Annotated in this window: 17 protein-coding genes; 10 read left to right on the top strand and 7 right to left on the bottom strand. The window is 62.5% G+C overall.

Translation table 11 applies throughout. The annotated features are described in order from the left end of the window. Positions 1–8: 8 nt before the first annotated feature. A complete protein-coding gene (locus tag WDB88_RS15665; RefSeq protein ID WP_330629457.1) occupies positions 9–704 on the top strand; it encodes a GntR family transcriptional regulator in 696 nt (231 codons plus the stop codon). A 357-nt stretch (positions 705–1,061) separates the two neighbouring features. Here WDB88_RS15665 and WDB88_RS15660 read toward each other — a convergent pair whose 3' ends face one another. Continuing rightward, entirely contained in the window at positions 1,062–2,777 is a 1,716-nt protein-coding gene (locus WDB88_RS15660; protein ID WP_339109958.1) for a thiamine pyrophosphate-dependent enzyme, read from the bottom strand. A gap of 198 nt (positions 2,778–2,975) precedes the next feature. Between WDB88_RS15660 and WDB88_RS15655 the strand changes: the two genes are divergently transcribed. Then, on the top strand, positions 2,976–4,364 hold the full coding sequence (locus WDB88_RS15655) for a trehalose-6-phosphate synthase (protein ID WP_339109957.1): 1,389 nt from the start codon (positions 2,976–2,978) through the stop codon (positions 4,362–4,364). Here WDB88_RS15655 and WDB88_RS15650 read toward each other — a convergent pair whose 3' ends face one another. From WDB88_RS15650 to WDB88_RS15635, 4 genes are all read right to left on the bottom strand, one after another. Beyond that, positions 4,365–5,786: a UdgX family uracil-DNA binding protein gene (locus tag WDB88_RS15650; RefSeq protein WP_339109956.1), complete on the bottom strand. Its 1,422-nt coding sequence runs from the start codon at positions 5,784–5,786 to the stop codon at positions 4,365–4,367. After that, the gene (locus WDB88_RS15645) at positions 5,786–7,009 is read right to left on the bottom strand and encodes a putative DNA modification/repair radical SAM protein (RefSeq protein WP_339110051.1); all 1,224 of its coding nucleotides are present in this window, start codon (positions 7,007–7,009) and stop codon (positions 5,786–5,788) included. The genes WDB88_RS15650 and WDB88_RS15645 overlap by 1 nt, the downstream gene beginning before the upstream one ends. Before the next feature lie 87 nt (positions 7,010–7,096). Continuing rightward, on the bottom strand, positions 7,097–9,376 hold the full coding sequence (locus WDB88_RS15640) for a methyl-accepting chemotaxis protein (protein ID WP_339109955.1): 2,280 nt from the start codon (positions 9,374–9,376) through the stop codon (positions 7,097–7,099). Positions 9,377–9,638: 262 nt separating this feature from the next. Continuing rightward, on the bottom strand, positions 9,639–11,063 hold the full coding sequence (locus WDB88_RS15635) for an alanine/glycine:cation symporter family protein (RefSeq protein WP_330629451.1): 1,425 nt from the start codon (positions 11,061–11,063) through the stop codon (positions 9,639–9,641). Positions 11,064–11,209: 146 nt separating this feature from the next. Here WDB88_RS15635 and WDB88_RS15630 point away from each other — a divergent pair, with 146 nt between their 5' ends. The 6 genes from WDB88_RS15630 (at position 11,210) to WDB88_RS15605 (ending at position 17,423) form a co-directional block, all read left to right on the top strand. Beyond that, positions 11,210–12,022 (top strand): helix-turn-helix transcriptional regulator, encoded by an 813-nt coding sequence (locus WDB88_RS15630; RefSeq protein ID WP_339109954.1) that lies wholly within the window; start codon positions 11,210–11,212, stop codon positions 12,020–12,022. Between the two features lie 101 nt (positions 12,023–12,123). Beyond that, entirely contained in the window at positions 12,124–12,471 is a 348-nt protein-coding gene (locus tag WDB88_RS15625) for a hypothetical protein (RefSeq protein ID WP_339109953.1), read from the top strand. A 142-nt stretch (positions 12,472–12,613) separates the two neighbouring features. Further along, entirely contained in the window at positions 12,614–14,731 is a 2,118-nt protein-coding gene (locus WDB88_RS15620) for a TonB-dependent siderophore receptor (RefSeq protein WP_339109952.1), read from the top strand. A gap of 15 nt (positions 14,732–14,746) precedes the next feature. Beyond that, positions 14,747–16,135 carry a PepSY domain-containing protein gene (locus WDB88_RS15615; RefSeq protein WP_339109951.1) on the top strand — a complete coding sequence of 463 codons (1,389 nt, stop codon included), beginning with the start codon at positions 14,747–14,749 and terminating at the stop codon, positions 16,133–16,135. Between the two features lie 63 nt (positions 16,136–16,198). Further along, complete coding sequence (locus WDB88_RS15610; RefSeq protein WP_330629446.1) at positions 16,199–16,744, top strand: copper chaperone PCu(A)C; 546 nt, start codon at positions 16,199–16,201, stop codon at positions 16,742–16,744. A gap of 1 nt (position 16,745) precedes the next feature. Beyond that, positions 16,746–17,423 (top strand): SCO family protein, encoded by a 678-nt coding sequence (locus WDB88_RS15605; protein ID WP_339109950.1) that lies wholly within the window; start codon positions 16,746–16,748, stop codon positions 17,421–17,423. 182 nt (positions 17,424–17,605) lie between these two features. Here the strand turns inward: WDB88_RS15605 and WDB88_RS15600 are convergent, their stop codons facing one another. Beyond that, complete coding sequence (locus WDB88_RS15600) at positions 17,606–18,460, bottom strand: oxidoreductase (RefSeq protein WP_339109949.1); 855 nt, start codon at positions 18,458–18,460, stop codon at positions 17,606–17,608. Between the two features lie 84 nt (positions 18,461–18,544). Between WDB88_RS15600 and WDB88_RS15595 the strand changes: the two genes are divergently transcribed. Further along, the gene (locus WDB88_RS15595) at positions 18,545–19,453 is read left to right on the top strand and encodes a LysR family transcriptional regulator (protein WP_339109948.1); all 909 of its coding nucleotides are present in this window, start codon (positions 18,545–18,547) and stop codon (positions 19,451–19,453) included. Here the strand turns inward: WDB88_RS15595 and WDB88_RS15590 are convergent, their stop codons facing one another. Continuing rightward, positions 19,454–20,209 carry an IclR family transcriptional regulator gene (locus tag WDB88_RS15590; protein WP_339109947.1) on the bottom strand — a complete coding sequence of 252 codons (756 nt, stop codon included), beginning with the start codon at positions 20,207–20,209 and terminating at the stop codon, positions 19,454–19,456. 131 nt (positions 20,210–20,340) lie between these two features. On the opposite strand from WDB88_RS15590, the gene WDB88_RS15585 reads away from it, so the two are divergent. Next, positions 20,341–20,478: a hypothetical protein gene (locus tag WDB88_RS15585; protein ID WP_339109946.1), complete on the top strand. Its 138-nt coding sequence runs from the start codon at positions 20,341–20,343 to the stop codon at positions 20,476–20,478. The last annotated feature ends 102 nt before the right edge of the window (positions 20,479–20,580 follow it).

Here is a 20,580-nt window from a genome sequence, read left to right as displayed (position 1 = left end):
GAGACGCTATGACATTGAAAAACCTGCGCCCCGTCACGCGGCAATCGACCGAAGCCATTGTTATCGACAATTTGCGTGCCTTCATTCTGTCGGGCGAGGTCGCCGCGGGCGGGCGGCTGACCGAGGCCGCGATGTCCGAACAGCTGGGGGTCTCGCGGGCGACGCTGCGTATGGCTTTGCACCGGTTGGCGGGGGAGGGGCTGATTGAACAGATCCCCTATACCGGCTGGCAGGTGGCGCAGCTGTCGCAGCAGGATATCTGGGAAATCTGGACCCTGCGCGGCGCGCTGGAAAGCCTTGCCTCGCGGTTGGCGGTCAGTCGCGATGATCCTCAGGTTTTCGCGGCTGTCGAAGAGGCGTATGCCGAACTGGAAAGCGCCTGCGCGCGGGGCAATATGCGCGCCATCAGTGCCGCCGATTTCGCCCTGCATCAGGTGATCATCGACAGTGCCGACCATGCCCGTCTGGCGGCGCAATATCGGGTGGTCGAACAGCAGGTGCGCATGTTCATTTCCACCAGCAACCTGCATGTGGCCACCGGCCCCGACGATATTATCGCCCAGCACGCGCCGCTGATTGCGGCCTTTCGCGCGCGGGATGCGCAAGCGGCAGCGGATGCGGCATGGTGGCACGACGAGACCGAGGGCCAGAGGTTGATTGCATGGCTTGCGCAGAGCGCCGCGCGGGGGGCTGAGCAAACCTGACCAGAACCCTACCGGATTGATGAAATCTTTAGCTATTCTCTTTCCGGCGGGCATAAGAAATCGCTTGAAATCGCGGGCTTTTGTTCACATATTGTTCCCGCAAGCAGCAATTCGTTGTCGGCCAGCGCACCACTACACCCATTGCCCCCAAGCTGGCCGACAACACCGCCTTGCCTTCCTTCCCACCTTGTCGGAACCTGCCCTGATGGTTTTGCGCGGGCTGTTCCCCACGGGCTATGTCCAAGGGCTGTTTTGCGGGGGAGCATGCGGCCGCCTCCACGCCCGTAGCCCCCGCGCCGATCGGCGCAGGGGACATGGTCGGACGCCTTCGGCTGGTCCGCACGGCCTTGATTAGGGTTAGCGCAGGAAATTATCGGCCAGCAGATCGACAACTTCCTTCGTGCGGCCCTTCGCCACGGCTTTCGCGCCGAACAGCGCGGTCGAGGCTACCTGTGCCGCCTGGATCTTGGGGGGCATCACCAGTTCCATCCGGCTTGTGCGGACATCCAGAACCGCCGGGCCGGGCTGGGCCAGCCAGTCGGTAACCGCTTGCGGCAGATCCGTCGCAGTCTCGACACGCTGCCCCCACAGGCCGATCGCGCGGGCGACCTCGCCGAAATCGGGGTTTTCCAGATCGGTGAAGGCATCCAGCAGCCCTTCCACACGCTGCTCCATCTCGACAAAGCCCAAGGTCGAGTTGTTGTAGATCGCGATCTTGATCGGCACATTTTCCTGACGCAATGTCAGCAGGTCGCCCATCAGCATCGACAGACCGCCATCGCCACACATCGCGATGACCTGCCGTTCGGGATAGGCTTTCTGGATGCCGATCGCCTGCGGATAGGCGTTGGCCATTGTCCCGTGCAGCAGCGAGGTCAGGAAGCGCCGCTGCCCCTTGGCGCGGATCTGGCGCAGCATCCACACCATCGGGGACCCCGCATCGGCAGTGAAGATCGCATCTTCGGCAGCATGGGAATTCAGGGCTAGGGTCAGAGCCTGCGGGTGGATGAGGCTCGGGTCCGGTTCGCGGGCCTCGCGCCCGTATCCTTCGAGATCCTTATGGTATTGCTCGACCGCCTTGCGCAGCCAGCTGGTATCGGAATGCGGTGCGAGCTGCGGCAAAAGGGCCTGTACGGTGGCCGCCACATCCCCGACCAGCCCCAGATCAACCGGCGCGCGCCGTCCGATGGCGGCAGGGTCGATATCGACCTGCGCGATTTTTGCCGCATCGGGATAGAACTGCGTATAGGCGAAATCGGTGCCCAGACACAGCATCAGGTCGCAATGGGCCACCGCCTCCATCCCTGCGCGATTGCCCAGAATGCCGGTCATGCCGACCTGCCACGGGTTATCGGGTTCGATGAACTCTTTCGCGCGGGTCGTATGCACGATTGGCGCGCGGATTTTCTCGGCCAGCGCGATCAGCTCGGGACGGGCCTTGCGCGCCCCGATTCCGGCATAGATCACCGGACGCTGGGCCTGATCGATCATCTGTGCCAGCTCTGCAAGCTCGGTCGGAGCGGGCACGGTGACCGGCTGCGGGCGATGGACCGACCATGCCAGCGCATCCGACGAGGTTTCGGTGAACATGTCGCCATTGACGATAATCACCGCCAGCCCGTGCTTGGTCAGGGCCGCTTGGGCCGCCATTGCGGTAATCCGCCGCGCCTGATCGGGATGGTTGATCTTTTCACAGAAAACCGAGCATTGCTGATAGATGGCCTTCTGGTCGACCTCTTGCGGGAAGCCCAGCCCCTCTTCATTGCGGGCGATGTTCGAGGCGATCATCACCACGGGCGCGCCGTTGCGATGGGTCTCGAAAAGGCCGTTGACGAAATGCAGCGATCCCGGACCGCAGCTGCCTGCACACAGGGCCAGCTCGCCCGTCATATAGGCCTCGCCCCCTGCGGCAAAGCCGCCCACCTCTTCGTGGCGGACATGGACCCAGCGGATATCGGATTTGCGGATTTCATCGGTGAAATGGTTGATCGTATCGCCGGCCACGCCGTAGCAGCGCTTCGCGCCCGCGGCCTGCAAGGTCTCGGTGATAATCTTGGCAACGGATTTTGACATGATTGGTCCCCTAAGGCTGAAATCTGGCTTTAGAACGGGTGGCAGGGCATTCGGGTCCCGTCAGGAGGCTACACAAGCATGTGACGTTACGACGAAAAACGGCCAAGGAGCATTCGTGATGCCTTGCAAGGGAACAGAGTGCCCGGACTGGCGTTTGGCGCATAATTCAGAACGCGAGCGGGCATTGAGGAGAAGGTCGTGGCGGGTCGGTTGATTGTGATATCGAACAGGATACCCGCGGGGGATCCGTCTGGCGGGCTTGTCGTGGCGCTGCATGATGCGCTGCTGGCGCGGGGAGGGGTATGGGTCGGGGCCGATCCCGATCCGTCGGAGGAGGGGCGCGAGTGCCTGCACGAGCTGGGAGATGTTCCCTATCGCAAACGTGCGTTCCGGCTGAGCAAGACGGAGCGGCAGAACTATTATAGCGGATTTGCCAATTCGGTGCTTTGGCCGATCTGCCACCGGCGCACCGATCTGATCGAGATAAAATCCGAATATCGCGCCGATTATCTGGCGGTCAATCTGCGCCTCGCCCGCCTGATTGCGCAAGATCTTGCCCCGCAGGATGTGGTCTGGGTGCATGATTACCACTTCCTGCCGCTGGCGATGATGCTGCGCTCGCTGGGGGTCACTAACCGCATCGGCTTCTTCCTGCATATTCCGTTTCCCAATATCACCGATCTTGCGATCCTGCCCCGCCCCGAGGATTTTGCCCGCTGGCTGGCCAGCTATAATCTGCTGGGGCTGCAGACCCGTGGTGATGTGGCGCGCGCTTTAGAGATGTTCCGCGCCGATCCACGGGCGGAATTCCTGCGCGACGGAACCGTGAAATTCGACGAACATATCGTCACCGTGGCCTCTTTTCCGATCGGCATCGATTGTGACCAGATCGAAGCCACCGCCCGCCGCGCCGATCCCGGCCCGTTTGGAGCCGCCAACCCGCGTGAGCTGATTATCGGCGCGGACCGGCTGGATTATACCAAGGGGCTGCCGCATAAATTCGAGGCCTTCGGTCGCCTTCTGCAAGGACGGGTGGACCGCGATGCGCGACCGACCCTCCTGCAGATTGCCTCGCCCAGCCGTGCCGATGTGGCCGCCTATCGGCAGATTACCAATGATCTTCAGGCGATTTCGGGCCGGATCAACGGTCAGTATTCCGAGCTTGACTGGCAGCCTTTGCGCTTTGTGCACCGCTCGGTCGCGCGGGACCGGCTGATTGGTCTCATGCGCCGCGCCGAGGTGGGGCTGGTCACGCCTCTGGCGGATGGGATGAACCTTGTGGCCAAAGAGTTTGTGGCCGCGCAAGCCCCTGATAATCCGGGCGTGCTGGTGCTGTCGCGGTTTGCCGGTGCGGCAGAGGATATGAAAGGGGCGCTGCTGATCAATCCGCATGATCTGGACGAGACCGCCGGTGCGATCGATTACGCGCTGGCCATGCCGCTGGACGAACGGCGCAAGCGCCATGCGGATTGTCTGGCCGTGGTGCGGGACAGCCGGATTTCCGTCTGGACCGACAGGTATCTGGCGCGATTGGCAAGCTGCGTTCCGACCTTGGCTTTGTCCCGTCATCAGGCAGCTTCGGCCTGACTAGGCCAACGGCCAATCGGCGGCACGTCGCAGGCTGGCGGTAAAGGCGGCCTGCCGCGCCTGTGCAAGCTGCGGATCGGGCAGGCGCAGAAGATGCGCGGGGTGATAGGTGATCAGGCAGGGGGTGCCATCGGGCAGCGTCTCGATCTGTCCGGCGCGTTCAACAAGCCCCTTGCCGGTGCCGGTCAGAGAGGCTGCGGCGGTTGCCCCCATCGCCACCACCAGATCGGGCTTGATCAGCCGGCGTTCAAGATCGAGCCACCAGCGGCAGGCCTTGACCTCGCCCGCATTCGGCGCCTGATGCAGCCGCTGTTTGCCGCGCGGGGTGAACTTGAAGTGCTTCACCGCATTGGTCAGCCAGATCCGCTCACGGTCCAGCCCCGCCGCGCGGGCGCAGTGGTCAAAGAGCTGCCCTGCGGGGCCGATGAAGGGGCGGCCCTTCAGGTCTTCCTGTTCTCCGGGTTGTTCGCCCACCACCATCACCCGCGCCGAGGCCGGACCTTCCCCCGCCACCCCCTGCGTGGCACAGGGGCCAATCGCACAGCGGCGGCAGGCGTCCAGCGCGGGTTTCATCGTCGCAAGCGTGATCTCTGAGGGCAGCTCTTTCGGCGCGGGCCGCAAGCGGTCGGCTAGGGGCGCCTTGGGCGTGGGCATCGCGTCCTGCATGGCACGCGCCCGCGCAGGCGCTTGGCGGATCATCTCGGGGATCAGCTGCGCCTCGGGGAGGTTCTTCCAGTATTTGCGCGGCATCTCGGAGGTCATTGCCTTCACCATCAGCCGCGCGGGGTTGAAGATATGGGTGAAATAGGTGCGCCATAGCTCTTCGGTGGCATCCTCGGGCGGTGGGCTGCGGTCTTCGGTCTCGCTATAGCTCAGCTGGCCCGCCTCAAAGCGTGCGGTCAGGCTGGGGGTCGCGATCACCCAATCCATATCTCCGAAACGCTTGGCAAAGAACGGCGTCGCGGGTTCGACAATCGGGTGGTCGGGTTCGAACCATGCCGCAAAAGCACGGCGGTTGGCACTTTCGGCGGTGATCTCGCGGAAGCGCACGAAGGCATGCATCTTGTGGATGTCGCGCCGCACATGTTTGGCCTGCGCAATCAGCCTGTGAAGGGCAGGGTCCTCGCGGTCGCCCCAGCGCAAGTCCCCGCGTGAAAGCCGCAGCACGATGTCATAGGCGCGGGCAAAACGCTCGGGGTCGGAATGATGCAGGCCGCATTCGATTTCCGCCAGCGCCGCGCGGGGCAGGGTCAGGGTGACGGGGGCCGCCTGAGGCGCCGACATCCCGCCAAAAAGATCGGGAGCCGCATCGCCCACCCGCCAGAGCACCGCCTCGGCAGGCACGCCCCGCGCCGCCAAGCCCCGCGCCGTCTCGCGCCATGCGGCCACCGTGCCGATATGGGGCAGGATGACCTCTTCCATCAGAAGAGGCTCAGCTGTTCGGGCGGCGGCGCAAACCGCGCCCGCAGGTCCTGCGCGTCAAGGCTGCGCGAGGTCCAGCCGGGCAGGGTGATGAAGGGGCGCGCATGTTTCATCACGCAGCCGATCTTCACCAGCGTTTCATAGCGCAGCACCCCATGCCGACGCGCCGCCAGAATACGGTCCACCGAGCGCGTGCCAAAGCCTGGCACCCGCAGCAAAAGCTCTTTGGGCGCGCGGTTCACATCTACCGGAAACTGCTCGCGATGGGCCAGCGCCCATGCCATCTTCGGGTCCACCTCAAGGTCCAGCATCCCCGAGGGCGGCGCGATCTCTCCCGCCTCGAACCCGTAAAACCGCATCAGCCAATCGGCCTGATAGAGCCTGTGTTCGCGCATCAGGGGCGGGCGTTTCAGCGGCAGCAGTTTCGAGGCATCGGGGATCGGCGAGAAGGCCGAATAATAGACCCGCGACAGGTGATAGCCCGAATAAAGCCGCGAGGCCGAATGCAAAATCTCCCCGTCATGCGCCGCATCCGCCCCCACGATCATCTGCGTCGACTGGCCCGCAGGCGCAAAGCGGCCCGCACGGCGGCCCCTATGGCTGCGCTCTTTGGCGGCCTCGCGGCGGTTGCGGACCTCGGCCATGGCGGTGCGGATGGTTTGCGCGCTTTTCTCGGGGGCGTAATCCGAGAGGCCCTTATCGGTGGGCAGCTCGACATTGATCGACAGCCGGTCCGCCCATTTGCCCGCCTCGTCGATCAGCTCGGGGGCGGCATCGGGGATGGTCTTGAGGTGGATATAGCCGCGGAAGTTCTCCTGCTGGCGCAGCGTCCGCGCGATGCGCACCATATCTGCCATTGTGTCATCGGGGCTGCGGATGATGCCCGACGAAAGGAACAGCCCCTCGATATAGTTGCGGCGGTAGAATTCGACCGTCAGGCTGACGACTTCCTCGACGCTGAAGCGGGCACGCTCGACATGGCTGGAGGCGCGGTTGATGCAATAGGCGCAGTCATAGATGCAGAAATTCGTCATCAGGATCTTCAGCAGGCTGATGCAACGCCCGTCCGGCGCATAGGCATGGCAGATACCCGACCCGCCCGAGGAGCCAAGCCCTTTGCCGTCTGTCGACGACCGTTTCTGCCCGCCCGAAGAGGCGCAGGAGGCATCATATTTCGCGGCATCGGCAAGGATGGCCAGCTTGTCTGAGATCGTGCGTTTCACCATGATGTTCATCATATGTTCACACTGATGGACCGGCAAGGGAAATCTCGCGATGTCAGGAAGGGCGGCCGAAGCCGCCCGACAGTCTTAGGCCGCCTGTGTGATCGGTGCGTCTGCCGAACCAAGCCGGAACTGGCCCACCAGATCTTTCAGCTCATGTGCCTGCTGATCCAGTGCAAGGCAGGCCGCGCTTGTTTCCTCGAAGGAGGCGGCGTTTTGTTGCTGGGCACGGTCAAGCTGCCCCACCGCCGAGTTGATCTCGGAAATCCCCGAGGCCTGTTCATTGGCCGAAGAGGCGATATCGCCCATGTGATGCTCGATCACCTCGACCGATTTGACGATCGCGCGCAACGCATCGCCGGCACGGTTGACCAAGGCCACACCATTCTCGACCTGCACGCCGGATTTCGAAATCAGGGCGTTGATCTCCAGCGCGGCTTCGGAAGACCGCTGGGCCAGACCGCGCACTTCCGAGGCCACCACCGCGAAGCCGCGTCCGGCATCTCCGGCCCGCGCGGCCTCGACGCCCGCATTCAGCGCCAGAAGATTCGTCTGGAAGGCGATGTCGTCAATGACGCTGATAATCCGCGAGATATGGTTCGAGGAGTCACGGATTTCGTCAATGGCGGTGATCGTATCGCCTACAACGCCTGCGGTCTCTTTGGCGTTTTGTGCCGCATCCTTGACCAGATTATTGGCTTGGGTCGCGCTTGCGGAGGCGGTCTGGACCGAGACCGTCAGCTCGTTCAGGGCTGCGGCGGTCTGCTCCAGAGTTGCGGCGGAACGCTCTGTCTCGCGCGACAGGCCGGTGGCTGCACCGGTGATTTCCTGCACCCCGCCGACAATCGCATTGGCCGATTGGGTGATGGCCTGAACCAGTTCCGACAGACGCAGGACGGTATTGTTGAAATCCTGACGCAGCTGGTCGTAGCCTTGGGGGAAGCGTTCATGGATCATGACATCCAGATTGCCTTCGGCCAGCCCGCTCAGCGATCCTGCCAGACGTTTCACCACGGCCTCCTGCTCGGCAGCAAGGGCTGCGCGATGCTCTTCCTGACGGCGACGGTTGGCCTCTTCGGCCAGAATGGCCTGATGTTCGCGTTCCTGATCGGCCTGTGCACGTTCTTCGCGTTCCTCGCGCAGGCGGGCATCTTCCTGCGTGCGGCGTTCTCTTTCGATCTCGCGCTCCTGACGGGCCAGTTCCTGTTCGACCTCCAGCGCGCGTTTTTCCAGCAAGCCGTTGCGCAGGGCCTCGACGGCGGTGGCCATCTGTCCCATTTCGTCATGGCGATCCGTCCCCGGAACGGGGTGGTCATATTGGCCCTCGGCCAGCCCTTTGACGACATCCAGCATTTTCTGCATCGGCTTGCGGACAACGGTGCTGGTGGCCAGAGCGATCGTGGTCAGTGCCATCAGCAGGATCAGCAGGCCACTGAGGATCGAGGCCTTGATTGCGGCATGGACGGGGCCGGAAAAGGTCGCGGCGGGCACATCCAGCACGGCGGCCCATGTGCGGTTCATCCCCGGTGCCGAGAAGGGCAGAACCAGCCGCGTCGCACCGTCGGGCATATCGGAGATGATATGCATCTTGCCATCTTCCAGCGCGGCATTGACGGCGTCCAGACCCGCGCCCTCATAGGGTTTGCGCTTCTCGTCCGGCGTGGGGGCAACGACCCATTTCGCGCCGGCATCCAAGAGCATCATGCGCCCGCCCTCGAATGTATCGATAGCGCCCAGAATCGTGGAGAGATTGTCGAGCGTGATATCGGCCCCTGCCAGACCCACCATCGTGCCCTTAACCACAACCGGAATGACGACAGAGGTCAGCAGGATCCCCTTCTCTGTCAGATAGGGATCGGTGATCAATCCGCGTTTGGTCGAGGTCGGGCCGGCATACCATTGCGCGGTCGGATTGAGGCTATAGGTCTGGAAATCCATTCCGCCGCTGTCATTCTTGGTCCAGAAGGCGGCAAAGTCGCCTTTCTCGTTCCGGCCCTCCGTGCCGCTGGCCAGCCCGTCCAGCGTCCGGCCTTCCAGCTCGTTCATCCATGATGCGAAGATATCGTCATATTGCGGGGCCAGATCGTGCAGGACGGTGGTCAGGCCTTTGGTCGTGGCCTCGCCGGTTGCAAGATAGCCTGCAAGCGAGCTGGACAGGGCCGTGGCCGCAGAGGTGGCCTGAGTAATGGGAATCATGACCTGTTCTGCGGCACGGCGCGTCTTGATTTCGGCAAGGTTCATGACCTGATCATGCACCTTCCGCGTTTCCGACCATCCGCTAAAGACCGTATAGGCAAGAACAATCATCGTGATTGCAGTTCCGGCGGCCAAGATCAGCTTGCCCGAGACGGTTTTTATGACTCGCATTGTCTACCTGTATAAGAAACCTGTACGATAGACATGTGCTCCCAAAGCCCCAAACAACTGGTAAATGCGCGCATTCCTAAGCAGGATAATTTTCAGCGGGATTGCTAAATCTGTGCACAATTTTAGCCAGAGAGAGACCGGCTGCGCCAAAAGCGGTTTTCCGTGACATTTGCCTGCTGCCGCGATGAAAAAAAGGGCCGCATTGCTGCGACCCTTCGGCGTTTCTCCTCCGGCCTTGGTGCAAGGCCCGCGACGGACAGGATCAGTCCCGCTTTTCCCAAGCGCTGCGGTCGATATCGAGATCCGCATACATATCGGGGTCCAGAACCGGACGGTCGATGCCCGCCTTGAGCTGGGCGCGGAAGTCGCGCAGCAGCCGCATGGCCACCGGGAACAGCATCATGATCGCCAGCAGGTTGACCAGTGCCAGAACGCCCATCATCGGGTCCGAGAAGAAGAACACATCGGTCGCCCCCGGTGCCAGAGCGCCGATAAAGACGATGCCCACAACCGCCACACGCAGGATGGTGATCGCAATCGGGTTTTCCGAGAAGACCGACAATGCGTTTTCGCCAAGGTAGTAGTTGTAGATGATCGACGAGAACGCAAACAGCAGAACGGCGATGGACAGATAATATTGCGCCCAGTTGCCCAGCTCGCTGGTGACCGATTGCTGGGTCAGTGCCACGCCATCAATGCCTTCGGCACCCGGTACATAGACATCGCTCAAGAGGATCACGAATGCCGTGCACGAGCAGATCACGATGGTGTCGATGAAGACCGAGAAAGACTGCGTGATGCCTTGGCTGATCGGGTGGCGGACCTCTGCGGTGGCGGCCACGTTCGGCGCCGAGCCCAGACCGGCCTCGTTCGAGAACAGACCACGGCGCATACCCTGCATGATCGCGGCCCCCATACCACCGCCAACGGCCTGTTCGATCCCGAAGGCGTTCTTGACGATCATCGACAGCACATGCGGCACTTCCGAGATGTTGAGCACGATAATTACCAGCGCCATCGCCAGATAGCCAACGGCCATGATCGGCACGATCACGTCAGAGGCTTTGGCAATCCGGTGGATCCCACCGAAGATGATGATCGCGGCCAGAATGGCCAGACCGATGGCCGTCCAGGAGCGGGCGATATGGAAGCTGTCCAGCATCGCGCCGGCCACGGTATTGCCTTGGAACGCGTTGAAGCCAAAGCCGAATGCCGCAATCAGGCAGACAGCATAGATGCCCGCCAGCCATTTGTATTCCTTGCCCAGACCATGAATGATCGACAATGCCGGACCGCCGCGGAAGCTGTGTTCGCCGGTGCGGCGTTTGAACAGCTGTGCCAGCGAACATTCCACAAGGCTGGTGGCCATGCCGACAAGCGCCACGACCCACATCCAGAAGACCGCCCCCGGCCCCCCGAGCGTGATGGCCACAGCCACACCGGCAATATTGCCGCCGCCGACGCGCCCGCCGACCGAGACCAGCAGCGCCTCACGCGCCGAGATCTTGTCGGCATCCGCCGCATTGTTGGATTTGCGCAGCACACGGAACATCCGTCCAAAGAATTGGACCTGGACGAACCCGGTTGCCAGAGTGATGAAAACGCCAAAGACGACGAGAATGGGGATCAGAGACCACCCCCAAGTCAGATCGCCGATCTTGGTAAAGATCAGCTCTAGAAAATCCATGATATCCCCCTTTATTGCGCGCATAATTTCGATGTCGCGAATTTGGTGCAAACTAGGGATACGTGGGCGGATTGCTATGGTCTATCTTGCATCACGGCGACGCGAACGGATACATAAGTAGCGTCAACTAGCATAAGAGGTGGGCCTTGTCCCAAGATTTGCCACGGAACCTGCGCCTGTTATGCAGCTATCACGCTTCGATCGTCGCGGTGTGTCAGCAATTGGGGGTGAATCGGTCCCAGTTCAACCGCTACCTCACCGGAGAGACCTTTCCCTCCTTGCGGTCCATGCGCCGGATCTGCGACTTTTTCGGGGTCGAAGAGGCCGAGTTGCTGCTTGCGCATGGGCAATTCGTGGAACTGGTGCGGCTGCGGCCCCAAAGTACCGGCGTGCGGGCCGAGCGCGACATCGTGTCCTTGACGGCAGGCGAGCTGCGGATGCAGTCGGCCAAGGCGCTGGTGCCCTATCTCGGATATTATCTGACATGGTATAACTCCATGTCCCATCCCGGTCAGGTGCTCTGCGCGCTGTCCAAGCTGTATGACACACCTTTCGGCGTGAATATCAAAAGCGTCGAAAGTGTCGGGCGGCCGGGTGCGCGGAAGTTCACCTGTAAATACGAGGGGGCCTGTTTCCTGCTGGGCGACCGGCTGTTTATGACGGTGATGGAGACGCTGACCCGTAACGAGGTGATGCAGATCATCCTCTATCCCAGCTACAATAACCGGATCCGCTATCTTGGCGGTGTGGTCTCTGGCGTGGCGGCCCGTGCTCCGCGTCCGCCCTCGGCGACGCAGATGGTGATGGAATATCTGGGCAAATCGGTTGATCTGCGCGCGATGATGCGGCGCTGTTCGCTGTATTCTCCGCAAGATCCGCGTATTCCCGAAGAGGTGCGGCAGATGCTGTCGGGGGGCTTGCGGGCGGGCAGCCAGCTGGTGGAGGCCCCCGTCGTCTAGGCGGAATACAACCGAAAGGCGGTCCTTGCGGCACGCCTTTGCCGGTAGGGTGGTCGATTCCATCTATCTTTCGGCGCACGGGATCGTGTATGGCTGGGCACATGTTGATCCGTTTTTGGAAAATGCTTTTTATAACGGTCACTGTCGCAATGCTTGCGACGGTCAGTATCGGCTCGGCTTCGGCGATGGCGCCGGATCGGGATCTGCTGATCAAGGCACAGGCCGAAGCGCTTGGTCTTTCGGGGGATGATCTCTGCGGCGGGTCCGGCAAACCCGAGCATCGCTGCCCCTTCTGCCATCTTCTGCCCGATGTCGATCTGCCCGTGCTTGCGGCCATCCGCTGGAGCCGTGTGTTTCAGGCCCAATGGCTGGTGCCTGTCCAGTTCCGCACGGCCCCGCATAGCCGCGACCATGCCCGCATCCCCCGTGCCCCACCCGTGGCGCTGTAATCAGGGCCGCGGCCAGACCTCCGTCTGATCTTCCACCGGAACGCGGCTTTTTCATGCGCCATGCGTAGCCTTTCGCTGCGCGGTTTTTGGGATGTCCCGCATCTGTCGGGCGCGGGTGCGCCGCATGCGGATCTGAGACCGGATGACCATGTTCCATCATTCGACTGCCAAAGCGCTGCTGGCAGGCACGGCCTTATGGGCCTGTCCGCTATGGGCGCAGGAAGACCGGCCGATCCCGTTGGACGGGATTTCCGTCTATGCCGCCGACGAGGGGGCAGAGATCGACGGATATCATAGTCTTGCGATCTCCAGCGCGACGCGCACATCCACGCCGTTACGGGCCACGCCACAATCGGTTCAGGTGATCCCGTCCCAGATGCTGGCCGACCAGTTGCCCGCGCGTCTGGCCGAGGTGCTTTATAATGCCAGCGGCGCACAGGGCAGCGTGGCGCTGCAGACGCCCGCTTTCGAATCCACTCTGCTGCGGGGCTTTCCCGCCGAGATCTATAGCGACGGGATCACCAATTATATCAATGCGGGCGATGCCAATGCGCTTGCAGGGATCGAGAGGGTCGACGTGCTTAAAGGGCCCAATGCCATCCTCTACGGTGGAGGGACAGGCACGCCTCTGGGCGGTATCGTCAATCTGATCACGAAGAAACCCCAGCCGGACAGGTTCGCCACGGCGGCCCTGACGCTGGGCAGCGAGGCCCTCATCGCACCGTCTTTCGATGTGAATGCCCGTCTGGGCCAGATGGCGCTTTTCCGGATGACCGGTAGTGCCGCACGTTCGGGGGCGCAGACCGATGTGCTCGAGACCCGACGCTATGCGTTCAGCCCCGCGCTGACGCTGGGATATGGCGGCGCGACGCAGCTGACGGTTCAGGGCTATCTTTCGCGCTGGCAGCAGCAGGAATATCAGGGGCTACCGGCCACGGGCACGGTGACCGGCGGGTTTGCGCTGGATCGGGACCTGTTCATTGGCGATCCCGATATTCCCGAGAGCACGACCAGCACCCGCAAGCTGACCTTCACGCTGGACCATAGGTTCAACGAGACATGGAGCGCGCGGGGCCAGTTCCGGATCGGCAGGACCAAGGTGGAACAGATCACCCAGATCATCCTGTCGAATGTGCCGGATGCAGGGGATAGCCGCTGGTCGCTATATAATTCCTATGTGCCGGGCGAGCAGACCGAATATAATTTCAACGCATCGGTCGAGGGGCATCTGAGCACTGGCGCCGTCGATCATACGCTGCTGCTGGGCGTCGATTATGCGCGGATCAAAGACTATTCGCTGATGTATATGGATTATGCGGGCAGCGTGGATCTGACCGATCCTGTTGCCTGGCCCGCATGGACCATGCCTGCCAGTCTTGCAATGGGGGAAGGTCATGGCCGTTACACCACTGTCGGAGCCTATGCGCAGCTGCAATCGGATGTCGGAGCATGGCATCTGCTGGGCGGTGTCCGCTTTGGCTACCTCCAGACCGTCTACGAGTCCGAAGGCTATGGCCGCCGCGATAGCCTGCAGCAGGCCCGCTTGCTGCCACGGGTCGGCGCGGTGTGGGATCTGGCGCCGCAGGTGTCGGCCTTTGCCAGCTATAGCGAGGGCATGAAGGCCAATGCCTTCTATTTCTATTCCGACATGCCCGAACCCGAATATTCGCGTCAGGCAGAGCTGGGGGTGAAGTTTGACCAAGGGGCATGGTCGGGCAGCGTGGCGGCATTCCAGATCCAGCGCCGCAATGTTCCGGTGACCGATCCCGACGACCCCCTGATGCTGAGTTCGATCACCGAGGGGCAGCAACGCTCGCGTGGGGTCGAGGCCGATCTGGTGTGGCAGTCAGAGGGGCCTTGGCGTCTGGTGGCCAATTATGCCTATACCGCCGCTGTCCTGACAGCCGACATCCCCAATGGTGCCCGCGCAGGGTCTTCGCTGGCAGGGGTGCCACGACATTCGGGCGGGCTTTGGCTGACCTATGATCCGCGTGATCCGGCGGGCGAGGGCTGGCAGGCGGGGGTTGGCCTCCATGCGGCGTCTTCGGCCTATATCGACCTTGAAAACCTATATAAAACAGTAGGCTACGCTACGGTCAATGCCTCGGGAAGCTATACCCGAAACGGCATGACCTATGCCTTGGCCATCAAGAACCTGCTGAACCGCGATTACGACCTTCCGTTCTGGAAATATCTCGACGGGCGCGTCGCGCCGGGGCCGGAGCGGCAGGTTCTTCTGACGATCAGCAAGACCTTTTAACGAAGCGAGATCCCTATGACGAAACATTCCTCCAAGGCCGGAGCGCGCGCCGCGATCAGCCCGTTCTATTTCGCCGCATGGCGCTGGCATTTCTATGCCGGTCTGTTCGTGGTGCCTTTCCTGTTGATCCTTGCGGTCACGGGGATGGTGATGATGCTGGCCACCGCCTCGTCCAACCAGTTGGGCGATGTGCGCGATGTGGTGATTGCGGGTCCGGCCATGCCGGTCAGCCAGCAGGCGCAGGCGGCGCTGGACGCAATTCCGGGCGGGGTGCTGGACCAGTATGTGGCGCCCGAGGCCGCAGACCGCCCCGCGTTCTTTGCGATCCGCGACGGGGCGGCCATGATGTCGGTGGCGATCGACCCCTATACCGGCGATGTGCTGAACGCACAGGACAAGACCACCACCCTCTATGCCATCGCCAACCGCATTCACGGCACGCTTTTGCTGGGCGATACCGGAGACCGGATCGTGGAAATGGCCGTGTCGCTGATGATCTTGCTGATCGTGACCGGATTGTGGATGTGGCTGCCCAAAGCGGGGTGGCGCGCGATGGTGCCGAACATGCGCGCGCGCGGGCGCAATTTCTACAAGTCGCTTCATGCCAGCCTTGGCACTCTGGTCGCGGTGTTTCTGGTGCTCTTCGCGCTGTCGGGCCTGTCTTGGGCAGGGATCTGGGGCGGCAAGTTCATCCAGCCGTGGTCGTCGTTTCCGGCAGAGAAAACATGGAAGGGCACGCCGCTTTCGGGGCATAACCATGCCTCGATGAACCATTCGGGCTATCAGGACGTGCCTTGGGGGGTGGAGCTGGTGCCGATGCCCGCATCGGGCAGCGCGGCCGGAACCGAGGCGGTGCAGGGGCCGGTGACGCTTGATAGCGTCAGCGCATGGGCGCAGGCCAATGGCTTCCACGGCCAGTACAAGATCACCCTGCCCAAAGGGGAGACCGGTGTCTACACGCTGATGGCCGAGGTCCGTAACGAGGATGGCGTGATGCCGTGGCAGGACCGGACCACCCATATCGACCAGTTCACCGGACATATCCTGGGCGATATCCGCTATGCCGATTACACGCCGATGGCGAAGGCGATGGCTTGGGGGATCGGGCTGCATAAAGGGCTTGTCGGTCCGTGGAATTTCGCCCTGAATTTCGTCGTTCTTCTGCTGGTCATCGCGATCTGTGCCAGTGGCATCGTGATGTGGTGGATGCGCCGTCCGGCAGGGGCTGGCCGTCTGGCCGCCCCGCCCGTGCCGCGCGACATGCCGCTTTGGAAAAGCGGCATTCTGGTGGCTGTACTGATTGCGATCGCCTTCCCGATGGCGGGGGTCGCGCTGGCCTCGGTGATCGTGCTGGACGTCGTGCTGATTGCGCGCGTGTCCTTTCTCAAGCGCGCGTTCTCCTGAAATCTGTGGCGTCGCATCCTGCGGGGCCAAAGACTATTTTCCCAACTGATAAAGGATCTTCCTATGAAACTTGTTCTTGCAACTCTTGCCCTGATGGCTTCGGTCGGTCTGGCTTCGGCCCATGAGACCGCGATGGCGAAAGACGCGCAGGGCGCGGCATCGGGGGCAAGCGCCCAGATCGGGGCCATCACGCTGAGCGGCGGCTTTGCCCGTGCAACCCTGCCCAACCAGCCGGTGGGCGGCGGCTATGTGGCGCTGACCAATACCGGCACCAGCGATGACCGTCTGATCGCGGCCCAAAGCCCCGTCGCAGGGGAAGTGCAGTTGCATGAGATGGCCATGAAAGACGGGGTCATGGTGATGCGCCAGCTGGAAAACGGGATTGCGCTGCCTGCAGGCAAGACCGTCACCTTGCAGCCGGGCGGCTATCACCTGATGTTCATGCAGCTCAAAGAGGCGCTGGTGCAGGACAGCACCGTGCAGGTGACGCTCACCTTCGAACAGGCCGGAACCGTGACAGTGGATCTGCCGGTGATGGCGCCCAATGCGACAGGCGGGGCGGCACCGATGCATGGCATGACCCACGCGATGCCGAAAGAGGTGCAGTAGGATGTTCCGCAGCGGCGAACGTTTTGCACTGTTCATGACGGGCCTCGCGCTCGTCATGACCTTGGGGATGGTGGTCTATGACAAGGTGGTTCTGCCCAAATATCGCGCCGCGCAGGCGGCAGTGATGGGGCAGGGGGAATATGTCCTGCAGGCCACCGACGGGCAGGATTTCACCTATGACAGCCTCAAGGGCAGCCCCTCTGCGGTGTTCTTCGGCTTTACCCATTGTCCTGAGGTCTGCCCGACCACGATGGGCGATCTGGCGACATGGAAAGAGGATATTCCGGGGGCGACGGATCTGCGGGTCTATTTCGTGACGGTCGATCCCGCGCGGGACCGGCTGGACCAGCTGCGCGACTATGTCTCTTGGATCCCCGGTGTGATCGGTGTCACCGGCACGCAGGCCGAGATCGACAAGGCGATCAAGGCCTATAACGTCTATGCCAAGAAGGTCGTGTTTGACGATGGCAGCTACACGATGGACCATTCGGCCTTTGTGATGCTGTTCGATGAAAACGGGCGTTATGTCGATTCCGTGGTATATGGCGAGCCGCTGGAGGTCGCCGAGGCCCGTATCAAGAACCTCGTCGATGGCAATCCGCTGGGGCGGGGGTCGGTGCTGCCCAATGATCTTCTGGGTATCCTGTGCCTTGAGGCGGTCAAGATCTTCGGGGCCTGAACCGTTGGCGATGCCTGAACCGCTGGCGATGCCTGAACTGTTGGCGATGCCTGTGCCTGCTGCGTGGTGCAGGCCTTGGGATGTGGCGCGCCCGCTCCGCGCCCCCTATGTCGCGAAAGCGGATCTTTAGGGGCGCGGCACAGCCGGACGGGTCAGGGTGTGGCGGGTAAAGGCGCCACCACTCAGAGCGCGTCGAGGGCGGCTTTCTGTTCGGGGCTGAACCGCAATCCGGCGGCCGCGATATTGTCGCGCAGATGCGCCCTGCGCGATGTGCCGGGGATCACCAGAATATTCGGGCTGCGCGCCAGCAGCCAAGCCAGTGCCGCCTGTTGCGGGCTGACCCCCATGTCGGCGGCGATGCTGTCAAGCTTGGCCGATTGCAGCGGGGTAAAGCCGCCCAAGGGGAAATAGGGCACATAAGCAATGCCCTCTTCGGCCAGCGCATCGATCAGGGCGTCATCCTCGCGATGGGCCAGATTATACTGGTTCTGCACACAGATAACGGGGGCGATGTCGCGGGCGATGCGCAACTGCTCTGCGCTGACGGTGCTGACCCCGATATGGCCGATCAGCCCCTCGTCTTGCAGCGCGCGCATGGTTTTCATCGGGGTGGCGATGTCGTCTTCGGGGCCACCCATCCGCAGATTGACGATTTCCATCCGCTCCAGCCCAAGGCGCGTCAGATTGTCGAGCACCGACTGGCGCAGAAACTCGGCGTCGCGCCGCAGGTTCCAGCCGCCCTGTGCATCGCGCCATGCGCCGATCTTGCTGACCAGCACGAGGTTGCGGGGATAGGGAGCCAGCGCTTCGTGCAGCAGCGCGTTGGTGACATGGGGGCCGTAGAAGTCGCTTGTGTCGATATGGTCGATGCCAAGGGCCAGCGCCTCGCGCAGGACGGCAAGGGCTTCGGGGCGGTCCTTGGGCGGGCCCATCACATGCGGACCGGCCAGCTGCATCGCGCCATATCCCATGCGGTTCACGCTGAGCTGCGTTCCGGGAAAGGTAAAGCGGCCAGCGGCGGTGGCGAGAGTGGTCATGGAAGATCTCCTTTGTTGTGGCTCAAGACATGGCGCGCATTTGTCTGTTTGAAAATACAGGTCAGTCCGAATAGGCTGATCGGTATGGCGAACAATCTTGATGACCTCGGTGTATTTGTGGCGGTGGTGAAGGCCAAAGGATTCCGGCGGGCCGCGCGCCAGCTTGGTCTGTCCCCCGCCACTGTCAGCGAGACGATCTCGCGGCTGGAGGCGCGTCTGGAGCTGCGTCTGCTGACCCGCACCACCCGCGCGGTCACGCCCACCGAAGCGGGCGAGGCGCTGGCCCGCCGTGTCGCACCGCTTCTGGCCGAGATGGAAGACAGCCTGCATGCGGCCCGCAGCCAGAGCGGTGCGCTGCATGGCCGTTTGGTGCTGAATGTGCCGGGGGCGGTGATGGTGGATATCCTGCCGCCCTTGGTCGAGGCGTTCTGTGCCCTGTATCCGCAGGTCGAGATCGAGATCATGGTGGATGACCGCATGGTTGATGCGGTGGCCGCAGGATGTGATGCCGGTATCCGCTATGGCGAGGCCTTGGCGCAGGACATGATCGCGGTGCCCATCGGGCCGCGTCGGCAGCAAGCGGCGCTGGCGGCGGCACCGGCCTATCTGGCGCGGGAGGGGTGTCCGGCCCATCCGCGTGACCTTCTGCACCATGCCTGCCTGCGGGCGCGGTTCAGCAGTGGCGCGCTGGTGCCCTGGACCTTCGAGAAGGAGGGCGAAGAGATCCGCCTTGACCCGAAGGCGCGGTTGATCATCGGCACGGGCGGGTCGGCGGCCCTGATCGGCCATGCGGTTGCGGGGTTGGGAGTATGCCTGACCTTCCGCAACTGGCTGGAGCCGCATTTCAAGGCGGGGCATCTGGTGCCGGTCCTGCCCGCTTGGTGGGAGGAATTCGAAGGCCCGTATCTGTATTTCTACGGGCGCCGCCCGCCTGCCGCGCTGCGCGCCTTTGTGGATTTCCTGCGGGCGCAGCCGCCGGTGGCCGGCCCCTGATCAGGGCGCTCCCAGCAGATGCGAGATCTGGTCGGCGGCCCCCTTGAGCGCCATGCCCAGCGTGGAAATCTGCGCCGCCTTCGCCTCGGGGCGCGTGACCGAAAGCGCCAGTGCCGCCTTCACGTGCCGGCTATGATCGCAGATCGCCGCGCCAAGGCAGATCATCCCCTCGCGCACCTCACCATCATCCACGGAATAGCCACGGGCCTCCTGCGCCGGAAACACCGCCCTGAGGGCCGCCAGATCACGGACGCTGAGGCGGGTCAGAGGCGGGGGAAAGGTTCCGGCGAAGGTTGTGGCAAGCTCGGCTTCGGGCAGCGCGGCCAGCAGGATCTTTCCGGTTGCGGTGAAGGGGGCAGGCAGGCGCATCCCCACCTGAAAGGTCACCCCGAGGGGCTGATGGGCCTGCGAGCAGGCGATATAGACGACATTGGCACCATCGAGAATGGTCATGGTCATCGTATAGCCCCCCAGGATCCCCTGCTGGGCCTGAGGACTGTTGAAATAGCGGTGGAATGCCGAGGCCAGATCGGATTTGGCCACGAAGTCGCGGCTCCATGCCAGCGGGCGCGCACCGGTCTGGATGCGCCCCAGCCGGTCGCGATAGATCAGGCCAAGCTCTTCCATTGCGCTCAACAAACCGTGAAGTGTGCTTTTGGGGATCTTTAAGTCCTGCGCCAGACGTGCTGCGGAAACTTCTCCGCAAGCCTCTGATATATAGTCCAAAACGGCGACTGAACGGCGTAGGGCGGGCACGCTTGCTCCGCCTCTGGTTGTGAATGTTAGCGGTAAGGATGGCGGATTTTCTGTTGACGACACGCCAGACTCCTTCGCACAGTTAATATATGGAATTTGGTTCAATATATTGAACTACAGGAGGCGGCGCAATGATCAAACTGAACGATCCGCAGCTTCTGCGTCAGGACTGCCGAACTGGCGGGGCTTCGGGTGATCACCGGCCGTGGTCCATCCGCCCGTGGTCCATCCGCGTGGCCACCTGTTCAAGCGAGGTCGTGCGGGGCTGAGGGGCAGGCCATCCAAGCGGGGACGGGCAGGGGCCTGTGAGGGCATCGAAGGATATCTTGGGTTGACATATGTGTGCTTGGCCACCGGCCGGGCAGGTTTAA

The organism is Thioclava sp. GXIMD4216 (assembly GCF_037949285.1).
In the GTDB taxonomy this organism is placed as follows: domain Bacteria; phylum Pseudomonadota; class Alphaproteobacteria; order Rhodobacterales; family Rhodobacteraceae; genus Thioclava; species Thioclava litoralis.
The sequence above is the reverse complement of the archived record's forward strand: the minus strand, read 5'-3'. Positions and strand labels throughout refer to the sequence as shown.

Bases quoted from the DNA above. Each gene is read 5' to 3' on its own strand.
- WDB88_RS15625 (WP_339109953.1), top strand. From the start codon at position 12,124: ATGTTGATCCGTTTTTGGAAAATGCTTTTTATAACGGTCACTGTCGCA.
- WDB88_RS15650 (WP_339109956.1), bottom strand. From the start codon at position 5,786: ATGGAAGAGGTCATCCTGCCCCATATCGGCACGGTGGCCGCATGGCGC.
- WDB88_RS15635 (WP_330629451.1), bottom strand. From the start codon at position 11,063: ATGGATTTTCTAGAGCTGATCTTTACCAAGATCGGCGATCTGACTTGG.
- WDB88_RS15610 (WP_330629446.1), top strand. From the start codon at position 16,199: ATGAAACTTGTTCTTGCAACTCTTGCCCTGATGGCTTCGGTCGGTCTG.
- WDB88_RS15595 (WP_339109948.1), top strand. From the start codon at position 18,545: ATGGCGAACAATCTTGATGACCTCGGTGTATTTGTGGCGGTGGTGAAG.
- WDB88_RS15640 (WP_339109955.1), bottom strand. From the start codon at position 9,376: ATGCGAGTCATAAAAACCGTCTCGGGCAAGCTGATCTTGGCCGCCGGA.
- WDB88_RS15660 (WP_339109958.1), bottom strand. From the start codon at position 2,777: ATGTCAAAATCCGTTGCCAAGATTATCACCGAGACCTTGCAGGCCGCG.
- WDB88_RS15620 (WP_339109952.1), top strand. From the start codon at position 12,614: ATGACCATGTTCCATCATTCGACTGCCAAAGCGCTGCTGGCAGGCACG.
- WDB88_RS15665 (WP_330629457.1), top strand. From the start codon at position 9: ATGACATTGAAAAACCTGCGCCCCGTCACGCGGCAATCGACCGAAGCC.
- WDB88_RS15615 (WP_339109951.1), top strand. From the start codon at position 14,747: ATGACGAAACATTCCTCCAAGGCCGGAGCGCGCGCCGCGATCAGCCCG.
- WDB88_RS15605 (WP_339109950.1), top strand. From the start codon at position 16,746: ATGTTCCGCAGCGGCGAACGTTTTGCACTGTTCATGACGGGCCTCGCG.
- WDB88_RS15585 (WP_339109946.1), top strand. From the start codon at position 20,341: ATGATCAAACTGAACGATCCGCAGCTTCTGCGTCAGGACTGCCGAACT.
- WDB88_RS15600 (WP_339109949.1), bottom strand. From the start codon at position 18,460: ATGACCACTCTCGCCACCGCCGCTGGCCGCTTTACCTTTCCCGGAACG.